At 65.1% G+C, this 14,874-nt stretch carries 9 protein-coding genes; 7 read left to right on the top strand and 2 right to left on the bottom strand.

Annotated elements, in window-relative coordinates:
* Positions 1 to 301: 301 nt before the first annotated feature.
* Complete coding sequence (locus VGH41_RS03895; RefSeq protein ID WP_331596024.1) at positions 302 to 1,204, top strand: NAD kinase; 903 nt, start codon at positions 302 to 304, stop codon at positions 1,202 to 1,204.
* 54 nt (positions 1,205 to 1,258) lie between these two features.
* Positions 1,259 to 2,947 carry a DNA repair protein RecN gene (gene recN, locus VGH41_RS03890; RefSeq protein WP_331596023.1) on the top strand — a complete coding sequence of 563 codons (1,689 nt, stop codon included), beginning with the start codon at positions 1,259 to 1,261 and terminating at the stop codon, positions 2,945 to 2,947.
* 96 nt (positions 2,948 to 3,043) lie between these two features.
* Here recN and glnE read toward each other — a convergent pair whose 3' ends face one another.
* Complete coding sequence (glnE, locus tag VGH41_RS03885; protein WP_331596022.1) at positions 3,044 to 5,836, bottom strand: bifunctional [glutamate--ammonia ligase]-adenylyl-L-tyrosine phosphorylase/[glutamate--ammonia-ligase] adenylyltransferase; 2,793 nt, start codon at positions 5,834 to 5,836, stop codon at positions 3,044 to 3,046.
* Positions 5,837 to 6,009: 173 nt separating this feature from the next.
* Here glnE and VGH41_RS03880 point away from each other — a divergent pair, with 173 nt between their 5' ends.
* The 3 genes from VGH41_RS03880 to tldD all read left to right on the top strand — a co-directional run bounded on the left by VGH41_RS03880 (position 6,010) and on the right by tldD (position 12,806).
* Positions 6,010 to 10,236 carry a YhdP family protein gene (locus VGH41_RS03880; RefSeq protein ID WP_331596021.1) on the top strand — a complete coding sequence of 1,409 codons (4,227 nt, stop codon included), beginning with the start codon at positions 6,010 to 6,012 and terminating at the stop codon, positions 10,234 to 10,236.
* 123 nt (positions 10,237 to 10,359) lie between these two features.
* The gene (locus VGH41_RS03875; protein ID WP_331596020.1) at positions 10,360 to 11,199 is read left to right on the top strand and encodes a carbon-nitrogen hydrolase family protein; all 840 of its coding nucleotides are present in this window, start codon (positions 10,360 to 10,362) and stop codon (positions 11,197 to 11,199) included.
* A 140-nt stretch (positions 11,200 to 11,339) separates the two neighbouring features.
* Positions 11,340 to 12,806, top strand: a complete 1,467-nt coding sequence (gene tldD / locus VGH41_RS03870; protein WP_331596019.1) for a metalloprotease TldD — start codon at positions 11,340 to 11,342, stop codon at positions 12,804 to 12,806.
* 108 nt (positions 12,807 to 12,914) lie between these two features.
* Here tldD and VGH41_RS03865 read toward each other — a convergent pair whose 3' ends face one another.
* The gene (locus VGH41_RS03865; protein ID WP_331596018.1) at positions 12,915 to 13,157 is read right to left on the bottom strand and encodes a hypothetical protein; all 243 of its coding nucleotides are present in this window, start codon (positions 13,155 to 13,157) and stop codon (positions 12,915 to 12,917) included.
* Between the two features lie 36 nt (positions 13,158 to 13,193).
* Between VGH41_RS03865 and aroG the strand changes: the two genes are divergently transcribed.
* Entirely contained in the window at positions 13,194 to 14,267 is a 1,074-nt protein-coding gene (gene aroG / locus VGH41_RS03860) for a 3-deoxy-7-phosphoheptulonate synthase AroG (RefSeq protein ID WP_331596017.1), read from the top strand.
* A 268-nt stretch (positions 14,268 to 14,535) separates the two neighbouring features.
* On the top strand, positions 14,536 to 14,874 hold the full coding sequence (locus VGH41_RS03855) for a type II toxin-antitoxin system RelE/ParE family toxin (RefSeq protein ID WP_331596016.1): 339 nt from the start codon (positions 14,536 to 14,538) through the stop codon (positions 14,872 to 14,874).

Genomic DNA, 14,874 nt, shown 5'->3' with positions numbered 1-14,874 from the left:
CACGCTGGGCGCCGGGTTACCCGGCCAACGGCGCCGTGCCTCATGCAGACGCGCCCCCACCGCTCCATCGCGGCACCAACCGTGCGCCTGTCATCAGGTCTTCACCATTCTAACGATAATCCATGACAGGTCGGAGGACCGCGGATTGCATCGGCACGCAAGCCGGCGGCAGGTGCATGATGGGGCACCTCGTTTGAGATGCCCCCGCGGCCGGGTCGCCGCCAGCAGCCGTCAGCGTCGCCTGAGGCCCCGGTGGCCCCGGACGGTTCTTTTCAGTCCCCACCTATGGTGTAATGCCGGCATGCAAGTTACCAGCCAGTTCAGGACCGTCGCGCTCGTCGGGCGCAACAATACGCCAGGCATCGGCGAGCCGCTGACCGCGCTCGCCGCCTGCATCGCGAAACGTGGCTTCGAGGTGGTGTTCGAAGCGGAAACCGCCGCCGAGATCGGTGTGACCGACTATCCGGCCCTGCGCCCGGCGGAGATCGGTGCGCGCGCCGATGTCGCCGTCGTGCTCGGCGGCGACGGCACGATGCTCGGCATCGGCCGCCAGCTCGCGCCGTACCGTACGCCGCTGATCGGCATCAACCACGGCCGCGTCGGCTTCATTACCGATATCCCGATCTCCGACATGCAGCAACTCGTGCCGCAGATGCTCGGCGGCCACTTCGAGCGCGAGGAACGCACGCTGCTCGAAGCGCGCATCATGCGCGACGGCAATCCGATCTATCACGCGCTCGCGTTCAACGACGTGGTGGTGAACCGCAGCGGCTTCTCGGGCATGGCGGAGCTGCACGTGTCGGTTGACGGCCGCTTCATGTACAACCAGCGCTCGGATGGCCTGATCGTCGCCACGCCGACCGGCTCGACGGCTTATTCGCTGTCGTCGGCGGGGCCGATCCTGCATCCGCAACTGCAAGGCATCGTGCTGGTGCCGATCGCGCCGCACGCACTGTCGAACCGCCCTATCGTGCTGCCGGACGACTCGAAGGTGAGCATCCAGATCGTCGCGGGGCGCGATGTGAACGTCAATTTCGACATGCAGTCGTTCACCGCGCTCGAACGCAACGACACCATCGAAGTGCGCCGCTCGCGCCATACCGTGCCGCTGCTGCACCCGGTCGGCTACAGCTACTACGCGACCCTGCGCAAAAAACTGCACTGGAACGAATACCCGTCGCACGAAGAAGACACCAAGCCCTGAACGGATCCCGAGCCACTCGCCGCAGCCGGTAACCCACGCCACCAGACAACCTCCATGCTTCGCCACCTCTCGATACGCGACTTCGTCATCGTCGCCGCGCTCGACCTTGAATTCGAAAGCGGCTTTACGGTTTTTTCAGGTGAAACAGGCGCCGGCAAATCGATCCTGATCGATGCGCTGGCGTTGGCGCTCGGCGCTCGCGCCGATGCCAGCGTCGTGCGCACCGGCGAGACGCGCGCCGACATCACCGCCGAGTTCGACACTCACACGCTCGTCGAGCAATGGCTCGAGCAGCAGGCGCTCGGCACGGCCAACAGCGCGGACCACGCAGACGGCGCGGATCCGCACGGCAACACGGTGATGCTGCGGCGCGTGGTGGATGCAAACGGCCGCTCGCGGGCGTTCATCAACGGTACCGCGGCGACGCTCGCGCAACTGCGCGAAGTCGGCGAAATGCTGGTGGATATCCACGGGCAGCACGCGCATCAGTTGCTGATGCGCCCGGACGCCCAACGCGAACTGTTCGACACGCACTCGGGCCTGACCGACACGGCAAGCGCCGTCAGCCGCGCGTGGCGCAACTGGCGCGACAAGGCACAAGCGATCGAGCTGGCCAGGTCGCGCGACCGCGAATTGCAACTCGAACGCGAACGTCTCGCATGGCAGCTTGCCGAACTCGACAAGCTCAGCCCGCAGCCCGGCGAATGGGAAGAAGTCAACGCGGAACACAACCGGCTCTCGCACTCGGCCAATCTGATTGACGGTGTCCAGGGCGCGCTTGCCGCGCTGTCCGAATCGGACGAAGCCATGATCACGCATCTCGCGTCGATCATCTCGAAGCTGCGCGATCTGGCGGAGATCGATCCCGCGCTGAACGACGCGCTTGCCGCGCTCGAACCGGCCGAAATCCAGTTGCAGGAAGCCGCCTACTCGCTCAGCCATTACGCACAACGTCTGGAGCTCGACCCCGACCGGCTCGCGCAGATTGAGCGACGCGTCGACGCGTTGCATTCCGCTGCGCGCAAGTTCCGCCTGCAGCCCGAAACGCTCCCCGAAGAACACGCCGCGCGCCGCGCGCAACTGGCCGCATTGGACGCCGCCGCGGACCTCGACAGTCTGCATGCCGAAGAAGCCAAAGCGAAGGAAGCCTATCTGAGCGTGGCCAGGCAACTGTCGAAGGCACGTGCAAAAGCCGCCAGGGCGCTGGGCGCCGCAGTGACCACGGGCATGCAGGAATTGTCGATGAAAGGCGGCAGCTTCGAAGTCGCGCTGGTCGCGCTGCCGGACGGCGGCGCGCACGGATTGGAGCAGATCGAATTTCGGGTGGCGGGTCATGCGGGTGTGCCGCTGCGGCCGCTGGCGAAAGTCGCATCGGGCGGCGAACTGGCCCGGATCAGCCTGGCGCTGGCCGTGATTGCCAGCGCGGCCAGCCCCACGCCCACGCTCATCTTCGACGAAGTGGATACCGGCATTGGCGGCGGCGTCGCCGAAGTGGTCGGGCGCTTGTTGCACCAGCTCGGCCGTGCGCGCCAGGTGCTGTGCGTCACGCACTTGCCGCAGGTCGCCGCGCGCGGCGACCATCATTTCCAGGTGGCGAAGGCATCCAGCAAGAAAGGTGGAACGGTCAGCAGCGTCACCTCGCTCGACAAGGCAAGCCGCGTCGAAGAAGTCGCACGCATGCTGGGAGGCCTCGAGATCACGGCCACCACGCGCAAGCACGCGAAGGAAATGTTGGCGGCGTGAGTCGCGCGGGTTGAGGGCTTCGCTCGGCCCTCAATCAGCCCTTGGTGCGCCCTTGGTGCGTCCTTCGTTCGCCCTCAGTTCGCCTTCAGTTCGCCTTTACCCAAACACCCGTTTCCACAACGCCAGCACCACAGCGCGCTCGGCTTCGACCACCGCCGGGTCGACCCGCGCCTTCTCCATCCCATCCAGGCGCAGCTTGTGCTGCAGCTTGCGATACGACCGGTAGGCGGCACCCACCGTCTCCGCCTCTTCTTCGCTCATCAGCCCGAAGCGCGAGACCTCGCGCAGCAGCGCAATATTGCCGGTATTGCGGATCAGTTCCGGGTCGCGCGCGGCGTGCAGCAGTACCCAATACTGAACGGTGAATTCGATATCCACCATCCCGCCGCGATCGTGCTTCAGGTCGAACAGCGGGGTCCGGTTCGGGTGTCCGCTTGCGACCCGCTCACGCATCTCGACGATCTCCCCGGCAAGCGGCCCGGCCTCGCGCGGCGTCGTCAGCACCTGCACACGAATCGCTTCGAACTTCGCGCCGATCTCGGCATCGCCCGCGCAGTAGCGGGCACGCGTCAACGCCTGATGCTCCCACACCCATGCGGTATTGGCCGCATCGCCCTCGCGCAACTGGTAACGCCGGAACGCATCCAGATCCGTCACGAGCAGCCCTGATTCGCCGTTAGGCCGCAAGCGCAGGTCCACGTCGAACAGCGTGCCCGCGCCGGTTGCCATGGTCAGACAGGTGATCAGGCGGCGCGTGAACATGGCGTAGATCTCCGCCGCGTTCTCGTCCGGGTCGTCGTACAGGAAGATCAGATCCAGGTCGGACGCATAGCCCAGTTCCTTGCCGCCCAGTTTTCCGTAGGCGATCACCGCAAAGCGTGGCACCTCGCGGTGACGCCGGGCCAGCTGGTTCCAGACGGCTTCGAGTGTCACGTCGAGCACCGCGTCGGCCAGCTCGGAAAGGCGGTCGCTCACATGCTCGACGCTCAGCTGGCCCGCCAGATCGATCAGCAGAATGCGAAACACTTCTGCCTGATGCGCGTGGCGCAACAGATCCATCTGCTGCTCGACGCCGTCCGAAGCGGCAAGGCGCAAGCGCAACGTGCGCTTGAATTCGGGCCAGTCGAACGGACTGGCGATGGCCTCGTCATCCAGCAGTTCGTCGAGCAATTGGGGATGGCGAATCAGATAGCCCGCCGCCCAATGCGACGCGCCCAGCACCGACAGCACGCGATGCAGCGCCTGCGGATATTCCGTCAGCAGCGCCAGATATGCGCCGCGCCGGCTCACCGCTTCGAGCAGGTCGAACAGGCGCGCAATGGTATCGCCGCGCCGGCCGGGCGGCTCCAGCGTGCGCGCGGCTTCGAGCGCCCGTTGCGCGACGATGTCGAAGCGCTGGCGGCTGCGCTCGGCGAGCCCCGCATAACGCGACGATTGCCATACGCCGCGCAGTCGCGTGAGCAACTCGGCGGGCTCCGGAATGCCCAGCTCGACGAGGCGCGCCTGCAGCGCGTCGTCGGCACTGTCGTCGACCAGCGCGCTGCTCCACACCCACGCCGCCGCACCGTCTTCCGGCGCACCGCAGCCGTCGCGGCCGCTTACCTTGTCGGCGAAGATCTGGTCGAACTGCAGCTCGACCCGTTCGCGGTGCGCGTCGAGCTGCGCCATCAGCGCCGCGTAATCGTCGAAGTGCATGGCGCGAGCCAGGGCCGCGCGCTCTTGCGGATCGACCGGCATGGCGTGGGTTTGCGCGTCGTTGCGATACTGCAAGCGGTGCTCGAGTTCACGCAAGAACCGATAAGCCTGCGAGAGCTCCGCGCACACCGCTGGGGCAATCAGGCCGTGGGCGGCCGCGTGACGCAACACGGCGAGCGTCGGCCGCACCCGAAAGCCCGCGTCCTGGCCGCCGCGAATCAACTGAAACACCTGGGCGCTGAATTCGATCTCACGGATGCCGCCGCGACCCAGCTTGATGTCGTCGGCCTTGTCCGGCCGCATCGACGCGCGGCGCTGCGCCTCCTGGCGAATCTGCAGATGCAGCGCACGGATCGCGCTGATCACCCCGAAGTCCAGATAGCGGCGATAGATGAACGGTGTGACGATTGCGTCGAGCTGCTTCGAGAGCCGGCGTCCGGCATCGCTCTCGCCTTCCGAGACGAGCCGCCCCTTGATCCACGCGTAGCGTTCCCACTCGCGGCCCTGCACGTAGAAGTATTCCTCGAGCATGCCGAGGCTGCACACGAGCGGCCCGGAATCGCCATTCGGCCGCAGCCGCATGTCGACGCGAAACACATAGCCATCCGCGGTCACTTCGGCCAGCGCGGCGATCAGCCGTTTGCCGAGCCGCGTAAAAAAGTCCTGCGTCGCGATGGGTGAGCGCTGGCCGCCGGCGGTCTCGCCGTCGTCCTCGTAGATGAAGATCAGATCAATGTCCGACGACACGTTCAACTCGCGACCGCCCAGCTTGCCCATGCCCACCACGCCGAGGGTGAGGCGCTCGCCCTGCGGACCGCGCGGCTCGCCGTACAGCGCTTCGAGTTCGGTGGACAGCACCGCCATCGCACGCTGGACGGTTGCCTCGGCCAGATCCGTCATGGCGCCCGTGACTTCGGCGACGTCCGCATGCCCTGCCAGGTCACGCTCCATCACCGCGCAGAACACCTCGGTGCGCAACCGGCGCAGCGCGCGCTTGAGCAGGTCCTCGCTCAACGCTGCGCCGGGTGTACCGGCCGAGCTTGCGCACAACTCGTCAAAGCGCGCTTCGATCCGTTCACGCGTAACCGGTGCCGCGGCCAGCGCGGCAATTCGCGCCCCGAGTTCGGGACGCGCCGCCAGCGCACGCGCCGCAAAGTGTGAATATTCGGAACTCGGAAGGGAGGCGTCGGTCATTGAAGGTCTGGCTCGCTGGTTGCTTCATCCGTCTCATCACGGGCCCAGCTACCCTTCGCATAGCTCGCCAAGCGGCATAGGCACAGGGTTTCAGGATATTCGTCGCGACTGGCCCGTGTGATACATTTCGTCGTCAGATCGCAAAACTACCATACGCCCACCCCCGCCGCAGCATGTCCGAGCGAAACGAATCCGCTGAGCCGCACGATGCCGGACAAGTCAGGCACGTGAGCGGCGGCGACCACGTGGTGCTGCGTCACACCCTAAGGGTGTTACTGGTCATTGCGCTGGTCGTCTATTTCATCGCGGCGAGCCTGTTCCTGGGTTTGCGCTATGGTGTATTGCCGCGCGTCGATTCGTTCCGTCCACGCATCGAAGCCCTCGTCTCCGAGAAAATCCACGCTCAGCTCGAGATCGGCAAACTGTCGCCGCACTGGACCGGCTTTCAGCCTGGCATCGACGTCACCGACCTCACCATCCGTGACCACGAAGGTCATGTTGCACTCAACATTCCGCACGCTCAGGCAACGGTCGCGTGGCGCTCGCTGTGGCAGTTACGGCCCATCCTCTCGAGCCTGATCGTCGACAAGCCGGACCTGCTGGTCGCACGCGGTACCGACGGCACGCTCTCCATTGCGGGTGTGCCGGTGCCGAGCACCCACACCGGCAACGACACCTTCACCACCTGGCTGCTGCGCCAGCAGGCCATCGTGCTGCGAGGCGGCACGCTGCGCTGGCGCGATGCGCGACACGATGCGCCGGAACTCGCGCTCGAGGATATCCGCCTCGCCATCCTGAACGACGGCCGCGATCACCGGTTCGCATTGCAGGCGCCGCCGGACGGCAAGGTGCTGCACGGTCCGCTCGATTTCCGCGCGCAGTTCAAGCACACGCCGCTGTCGGCCATCGGCAAGCCGATCAACTGGGCCGGCGACGCCTATGTCTCCACCGGCCCGGTCGATCTGCCGGGCCTCGCCCGCTATATGGACTTCCCGATCGAGACGACCGCTGGCCGTATCGACAACGCCATCTGGATCAAGTTTGCCCAGGGCCGCATGACTTCGGCGAGCGGCGAGCTCGACGGAACCAACGTCTCGCTGCGCGTGCGCCCTACCCAGCCGCGTCTCGACATGCCGGTTGCGAGCTTCACGTGGAAGCTCGATATGGCGCCGGACGACTACACGCTCACGCTGGACAATCTGCGAGCCGAGCTCGGCCAGCCGCCCCTTGACGACGGCACGCCAGTTACCCGGACGCTGGCGTTCAAGACACTGACCGGCCATTTCCGGCGTGCTTCGATCCAGCACGGCCAGTTGATCAGCGTGACGGGCGACCGCGTCGACCTGGGGATCCTCGCTGAATTCAGCCGCGCGCTGCCGCTGTCGGGCCGCTTGCTGAACGAACTGGTGCGCTTCAATCCGCGCGGACTGGTGGCGAATTACGTGATCGAAGTCGAACGGGCCAAACCGGATTCCGGCGAAGCGGCCAGCGAACGCAACGCCGGCACCGAGCCGGTCGTGCGCTATCGCTTCAAGGGCGATCTGCAGGGCATCAGCGTGGCGGCTCAGGAACCGCCGCCGGGCCTCACGCCCCTCGGCCACCCGCGAGCCGGCCTGCCTGGCGTCGAAAACCTGTGGGGCAGCGTCGATGCCGACGAAACCCATGGCGCAATGTCGATCGATACGAAGAATGTCGCCGTCACCTTGCCTGGCGTCTTCGACGACCCGCGTCTGCGCTTCGACCGTCTGCAGGGCCATGGCACCTGGACGGTCAAGCCCACGGCGCCCGGAGAATTGCACAAGGCCTTTGCGATCACCGTGCCGGATCTGAGCGTCGCCAACGCGGACACGGCCGCGACCCTCAAGGCGAACTACAGCAACCCGGGACACGGCCGCGGCTCGCTCGACCTGACAGCGAAGTTCGATCACGCCCAGGTCAAGCGTATCGTGCGCTACCTGCCTACCAGCATCAGCGAAAAGCTGCGCAACTATCTCGGTCATGGACTGCAAGCCGGCATGTCGCGCGGCGCGACGATCGAGGTGCACGGCGACCTCACCAAATTCCCCTACTCGCGCGACCCGAGCGCCGGCCAGTTCCATATCGTCGCGCCGTTCACGGGCGGCAAATTCGACCCGTCGCCGTTCCCGCCGCGCACCATGAAGGACGGCGTCACGCCGAATGTCTGGCCGCCGTTCGACGGCATCGACGGCAAGTTCGAGCTGAAAGAAAACGTGCTGCGCTTCGACATCGACCGCGCGCATTACAAGCGGGTCGCGCTCGGCAAGGTCAACGGCAAGATCGACGATCTCGGCACCAAGGCATCGAGTCTCGTCATCAACGGCGACGGTCACGGCCCGCTTGAGGACATGCTCGATTACGTCAACGCGAGCGCGCTCGGCGGCCTGTCGAAACACGTCGGCGAAAAGATCAAGGCCGAAGGGCCGGCGTCGCTCGCGCTGAAGCTGACCGTGCCGAGAACGCCGAAGCCGCATATCGCCGTCGACGGCGCGGTCGGTTTCCACAACAATCGCCTGACGATGAACAATGTGCCGCCGCTGTCGCAGCTCACCGGCAAGGTCCACTTTACCGAGCACACCGCACAGCTCGAGCGGCTGTCCGGCCAGTTCATGGGCGGCGACGTGCATGCCAACGGCGGGATGCAGCAAAGCGGCATCTACGCGCTGGATCTGAACGGCCACGTTGCCGTCGACGCCGCGCGCGGCCTCAAACTGCACGGCGCGGCGGCGCAGGTGCTCACGCGCATGAGCGGCAACGCGCCGTACGAATTGAACCTGAAGGGCGCCAAGGGGCGCCTGCCCGAGATCACCGCCGACTCTGACCTGAGCGGTCTCGCGCTCGATTTCCCGGCGCCGTTCAACAAGACCGTGGGCACGCCGATGCCGCTGCACTTCACGCTGAGCCCCGCGCCCGCCAGCGGCGACCCGAGCCTGCAGCGCGCCAACCTGAGTTTCGGCCCGATCGCCGCCGCCTACCTGTTGCGCCACACGCCGAACCAGATGCCGACGGTGGTGGTCGGCGCCATCGGCGTCAACAAACCGGCCGACCTGCCCTCGGAAGGCGTGATTGCCGCCGTCGACCTGGACACCTTCGATGCCGACGCGTGGCGCGCATTCATCGCGAAGATGCGCAACGAAGCCGCTGCGCCTGGCGCCGCAGCCGCGGCGAGCACAGCCGCCGGCACTGCCGCCGCCACGCCGGCCAGCGCCCCGAACCCCAAGCTCACCCAGTTCCAGCCAAATCGCTTCGCAGTGCACATCGGCACACTGACGCTGCTCAAGCGTCACTGGGAAAGCGTGATCGTCGGCGCATCGCGTGACGAAGGTAAATGGCAGGCCAACATTGCATCGAACCAGGTTTCGGGCCACGTTTCGTGGCTGCCGGGCGCCACCCGGGATTCTCCCGGCACGCTGCAGGCGCGCTTTGCGAGGCTGGTGATTCCGTCTGCCACTGAGAACGATCTGCTCGGCCCGGCCATGTCGGCGCCGGCGCAAAACATGCCGTCCATCGATCTGATCGTCAACGAACTGATCGTGCGCGGCCACAACCTGGGCAGTCTCGAAGTCGACGCGCATAACTTCCAGGAAGACGGCGTGCCGGTCTGGCAACTGGACAAGCTGGACATCAGCAACCCGGCCGCCACGTTGACCGCTACCGCGAACTGGCGCACCTCGACGACGCTCGGCGCCAGCGCCGACGAAGATACGTCCAAGCGCACCGTGTTCGATTTCAAGCTGGACATCAAGGACGCAGGCGCGCTGCTGGAGCGCGCCGGCCAGCCGCGCACGCTCAAGGGCGGCAGCGGCACGCTGTCCGGCAAGGCGGTATGGCGCGGCGGCCCGACCCGCATCGACTATCCGACGCTGAACGGCAACCTGGCCGTCGACCTGCGCCATGGGGAGATCCTCAAGGTCGATCCGGGCGTCGCCAAACTGCTCGGCGTGGTGAGCCTGCAGAGCCTCGCGCGCTTCGCGACGATGAACTTCCGCGATGTGATCGGCGAAGGACTGCCGTTCGAGCGCGTCACGGGGACCGCGCAGATCAGCGACGGCATCGGCCGCACGGAAAACTTCGAGATGGTGACGGCGCCCGCCCGTGCCGAGATGAAAGGCTCCGTCGATCTCGCCCAGGAAACCCAGGATCTGCACGTGCATATCGTGCCGACCGTCAGCGCCGGCGCGGGCGTGGTGGCGGCGACGGTGATCAATCCGCTGTTCGGTCTGGCGGCGCTGGTCGCCGATTTCGCGCTGTCGCAGTCAATCTCGAGGGCGTTCGCCTTGGACTACGCGATCTCCGGTTCGTGGTCGAAACCGCACGTCGAGCGGGTCCACGGGGATCGCGGTAAGATGGATCTGCCGGCCTCGACCGCCGAAGCCCAGTAAAGCTTCGTCCTGGCGCGCGTCGCGCGCCCACCGCGAGACGAGCCGGCGGCGGTGGTAAAGCCTTGATCGACGTACGCGGCGCCGCGTTTTGCGCCGCCCTGCCGGGAGTTTCACGAAACGCTCATGAGCGAACAGCACGCCCAATCTTCATCCCTTATCCCGTCATTTCGCGTCGCGGCTCTGCAGATGGTCAGCACGCCGGATCGCGAGCGCAATCTCGCCGAAGCGGAACGCCTGATCGGAGCGGCTGCCGCCGACGGCGCGCAACTCGTCCTGCTGCCCGAGTACTTCTGTTTCATGGGCTTCAAGGACACCGACAAACTGGGCGTGCGCGAAGCCTATCGCGACGGCCCGATCCAACGCTTTCTCGCCGACGCGGCGCGCCGCCACCGTATCTGGGTGATCGGCGGCACGCTGCCGCTCACCGCACCGGAAGCCACGCGCGTCCTCAATACCACGCTGGTGTTCAATCCCGAGGGCGAGGAAGCGGCGCGCTACGACAAGATTCATCTGTTCAATTTCGAAAAAGGCGACGAATCCTTCGACGAGGCGCGCACCATCCGCCCCGGCGACGCGGTCCGCACCTTCGAGGCCCCGTTCGGACGGGTCGGGCTGTCCGTCTGCTACGATTTGCGCTTTCCGGAGTTGTACCGCCGGATGGGCGATTGCGCGCTGATCGTGGTGCCCTCGGCCTTCACTTACACCACCGGCCGCGCACACTGGGAAACCCTGTTGCGCGCCCGGGCCGTGGAAAACCAGTGCTACGTGCTGGCCGCGGCGCAAGGCGGCAAACACGAGAACGGCCGTCGCACGTGGGGACACACCATGCTGATCGACCCGTGGGGCGAAATCGTCGCAGTGCGCGACGAAGGCGCCGGCGTGGTCGCCGGCAATCTGGAACGGGCGCGCATCGACGAAGTCCGGCAAAGCCTGCCGGCGTGGCGTCACCGTGTGCTCACCTGAGAAGGTCCGCCAACCTTGACCGCACGCTGCGCAAAAGCCGACACTGACACCCAGGCATTGAAAGTACGACGCCGCCCACCCATGTATGTGATGCGCGTGCGCCAACCGACCCCCTTTGTATCGAGCAGAAGACACTTCGCATGAACATCATCGAACCCGGTATCCGTAATCTCGCCACCGCCAAAGACGTGCTCCTCACGCCTTACGGCCTCGACGAAGCCCTGCTCAGCCGCACGCTCGCCGAGATCTTCACGCACCGCATCGACTACGCGGACCTGTATTTCCAGGCCACCCGCAGCGAAGCCTGGAGCCTTGAAGAGGGCATCGTGAAATCTGGCAGCTTCAGCATCGATCAAGGTGTGGGTGTGCGCGCCGTGTCCGGTGACCGGACGGCGTTTGCCTACTCGGACGATCTGTCGCCCGAAGCCATCCGTCAGGCGGCCCTGGCTACGCGCTCCATCGCCAAGGCAGGCGGCGGCAAGCAGAAGATCAAGGTGGCCTCCTCGCTGACCGGCATCGCCGGGCGCGATCTGTACCTCCCGTCCGACCCCCTGCATTCGCTCGACGCCACCGCCAAGGTGAAACTGCTCGAACGCGTCGAACAGATGGCGCGCGGCCGCGATCCGCGTATCCAGCAGGTGATGGCGGGCCTCGCAGGCGAGTACGACGTGGTGCTGGTCGCCCGCAGCGACGGCGCCCTTGCCGCCGACATCCGGCCGCTGGTGCGCGTCTCGATCACGGTGATCGCCGAGCAGAACGGGCGCCGCGAGATCGGCAGCGGCGGAGGCGGCGGCCGCTTCGACTACAGCTATTTCACCGACGAGGTGCTGTCGAAATACGTCGACGACGCGGTCCATGCCGCCTTGGTCAATCTCGACGCGCGTCCGGCGCCGGCCGGCGCCATGACGGTCGTGCTCGGACCGGGCTGGCCCGGCGTGCTGCTGCACGAAGCGATCGGCCATGGTCTGGAGGGCGACTTCAACCGCAAGGGCTCGTCGGCGTTCGCCGGCCGGATCGGCGAACGGGTTGCGGCCAAGGGGGTCACGGTGGTCGACGACGGCACGCTGCCGAACCGCCGCGGCTCGCTGAACATCGACGACGAAGGCAACCCGACCCAGTGCACCACGCTGATCGAAGACGGCATCCTGAAGGGCTACATCCAGGACACGCTGAACGCCCGTCTGATGAAGATGCCGGTGACCGGCAACGCGCGCCGCGAGTCCTACGCCGCCCTGCCGATGCCGCGCATGACCAATACCTACATGCTGAACGGCGACAAAGACCCGCAGGAAATCATCGCCTCGGTGAAGAACGGTCTGTACGCCGTCAACTTCGGCGGCGGCCAGGTGGACATCACGAACGGCAAGTTCGTGTTCTCGGCCTCCGAGGCGTACATGATCGAAAACGGCAAGATCACCTACCCGGTCAAGGGCGCGACGTTGATCGGCAGCGGCCCGGAGTCGCTCAAATACGTGAGCATGATCGGCAACGACATGTCCCTGGATTCGGGCGTCGGCGTGTGCGGCAAGGAGGGCCAGAGCGTGCCCGTGGGCGTCGGCCAGCCGACCCTGCGTATCGAGAAGATGACGGTCGGCGGCACGGCCTGATTCACATCATCACGCATACTTCGCGCATCACATGCACGAAGTATGCGGATTATCCGCGTTTTCGCCACCCCTGGTTGTCAGCCGCGCCTGAGCGGGTTATAAAGTCACTCACCCTTTTTTGATCAGCAGCCTTAATTCGCCATGTCCGCCAAGTTTTACTTTTACTTTTTTTGGCATCTCAGACCGCTGGCGGATCGAGAGGGGTGTTAGTGCACGTAAGGCACCCGAAATTCCCGAAAAACCGCCAGCGAGTCTGGCGGTTTTTTTTCGCCTCTGATTTTGCTGGACCCCTAGTCCTAACAGCCGTTTTTGAATGTTGTCCGCTCCGGCAGCGCTGACTGTCTTGCCCATGCGAACACGCTACGACCCGAATCCTGGAGAAACACCATGCCCCCGCATAACACCGACGATGTCCGTATCCGAGAATTGAAAGAACTCACGCCGCCCGCCCACCTGATCCGCGAATTCGCCTGCGAAGAGCCGGTTTCGGACCTGATCTACCACTCGCGCCAGTCGATGCACCGCATCCTGCACGGCATGGAGGACCGGTTGATCGTGATCATCGGGCCGTGCTCGATCCACGATACCAAGGCGGCGCTCGAATACGCGGGACGCCTGATCGAGCAGCGCAAGCGCTTTGCGGGCGAGCTGGAAATCGTCATGCGGGTCTATTTCGAGAAGCCGCGGACCACCGTGGGCTGGAAGGGTCTCATCAACGACCCGCATATGGACAACAGCTTCAAGATCAACGAAGGCCTGCGCACCGCGCGCGAATTGCTGTTGCGCATCAATGAACTCGGCCTGCCCGCCGGTACCGAATACCTGGACATGATCAGCCCGCAATACATTGCGGACCTGATCTCGTGGGGCGCGATTGGCGCGCGTACCACCGAGTCGCAGGTGCACCGCGAACTGGCGTCGGGCCTGTCGTGCCCGGTGGGCTTCAAGAACGGCACGGACGGCAACGTGAAGATCGCCGTCGACGCGATCAAGGCCGCGTCGCAGCCACACCATTTCCTCTCGGTGACGAAGGGTGGCCATTCGGCCATCGTCTCGACTGCTGGCAATGAGGACTGCCACATCATCCTGCGCGGCGGCAAAACACCGAACTACGACGCGCAGAGCGTCAATGCGGCATGCGCCGACATCGGCAAGGCCGGCCTCGCCGCGCGTCTGATGATCGACGCCAGCCACGCGAACAGCTCGAAAAAACACGAAAACCAGATCCCGGTCTGCGCGGATATTGGCCGTCAGATCGCCGGCGGCGACGAACGGATTGTCGGCGTGATGGTGGAATCGCACCTCGTGGCAGGCCGTCAGGATCTGAAGGATGGCTGCGAGCTGACCTACGGCCAGAGCATCACCGATGCCTGTATTGGCTGGGACGAAAGCGTGACCGTGCTAGAGGGCCTGGCCGAAGCCGTCAAGCAGCGCCGCGTGGCACGTGGCAGCGGAAATTGACGGAAACCGCATAGGTCACTGTGCAACCTCGGTAGTCATAGTTGAACCGTAGTGTCATGCAATCACTGCATGCAGCATGCGAAGCCCGGCTCGGTGAGCCGGGCTTTTTTTTGCCTCTTCGCCGGACGATCCATTGGACACCTGATTAGCCAACTGGACGAATGGTGCTCCACGCGTCTCCTCTGTACCGTACCTGCTCATGGCCGGATCGGGGACTGCTTGTTTTTCCTCGAGAATGGGTATAAGATTTTATACATGCAAGGGACTCATGGAGCACGACAAAGAAATTCGCTGGGTGGGCTCCAGCTTCAACGATTTGCTGGCCTTTCCTGAAGAACCGCGTCGTCAAGCCGGCTTTCAGCTCGGCAAAATCCAGGCAGGGCTGGACCCGGACGACTGGAAACCCTTCCCCGCTGTCGGCGCCGGTACGCGCGAAGTCCGTATCAAGGAAGGCAACGGTATTTACCGGGTCATGTACGTAGCGAAATTCGTGGAGGCCATTTACGTGCTGCACTGCTTCCAGAAAAAAACGCAGAGCACCAGTCGGCATGACTGTGAGATTGCAGAGGCGCGGTATCGCGCCATAGTCAACAATAGAAAGGCATAG

Source organism: Paraburkholderia sp. (assembly GCF_036488795.1).
Taxonomy (GTDB): Bacteria; Pseudomonadota; Gammaproteobacteria; order Burkholderiales; family Burkholderiaceae; genus Paraburkholderia.
This window is presented reverse-complemented; position numbering and strand designations above follow the sequence as displayed.

Excerpts from the sequence above, each read along its gene's own strand:
- VGH41_RS03895 (WP_331596024.1), top strand. The coding sequence starts at position 302 with ATGCAAGTTACCAGCCAGTTCAGGACCGTCGCGCTCGTCGGGCGCAAC.
- tldD (WP_331596019.1), top strand. The coding sequence starts at position 11,340 with ATGAACATCATCGAACCCGGTATCCGTAATCTCGCCACCGCCAAAGAC.
- aroG (WP_331596017.1), top strand. The coding sequence starts at position 13,194 with ATGCCCCCGCATAACACCGACGATGTCCGTATCCGAGAATTGAAAGAA.
- recN (WP_331596023.1), top strand. The coding sequence starts at position 1,259 with ATGCTTCGCCACCTCTCGATACGCGACTTCGTCATCGTCGCCGCGCTC.
- glnE (WP_331596022.1), bottom strand. The coding sequence starts at position 5,836 with ATGACCGACGCCTCCCTTCCGAGTTCCGAATATTCACACTTTGCGGCG.
- VGH41_RS03880 (WP_331596021.1), top strand. The coding sequence starts at position 6,010 with ATGTCCGAGCGAAACGAATCCGCTGAGCCGCACGATGCCGGACAAGTC.
- VGH41_RS03855 (WP_331596016.1), top strand. The coding sequence starts at position 14,536 with ATGGAGCACGACAAAGAAATTCGCTGGGTGGGCTCCAGCTTCAACGAT.
- VGH41_RS03865 (WP_331596018.1), bottom strand. The coding sequence starts at position 13,157 with ATGGGCAAGACAGTCAGCGCTGCCGGAGCGGACAACATTCAAAAACGG.
- VGH41_RS03875 (WP_331596020.1), top strand. The coding sequence starts at position 10,360 with ATGAGCGAACAGCACGCCCAATCTTCATCCCTTATCCCGTCATTTCGC.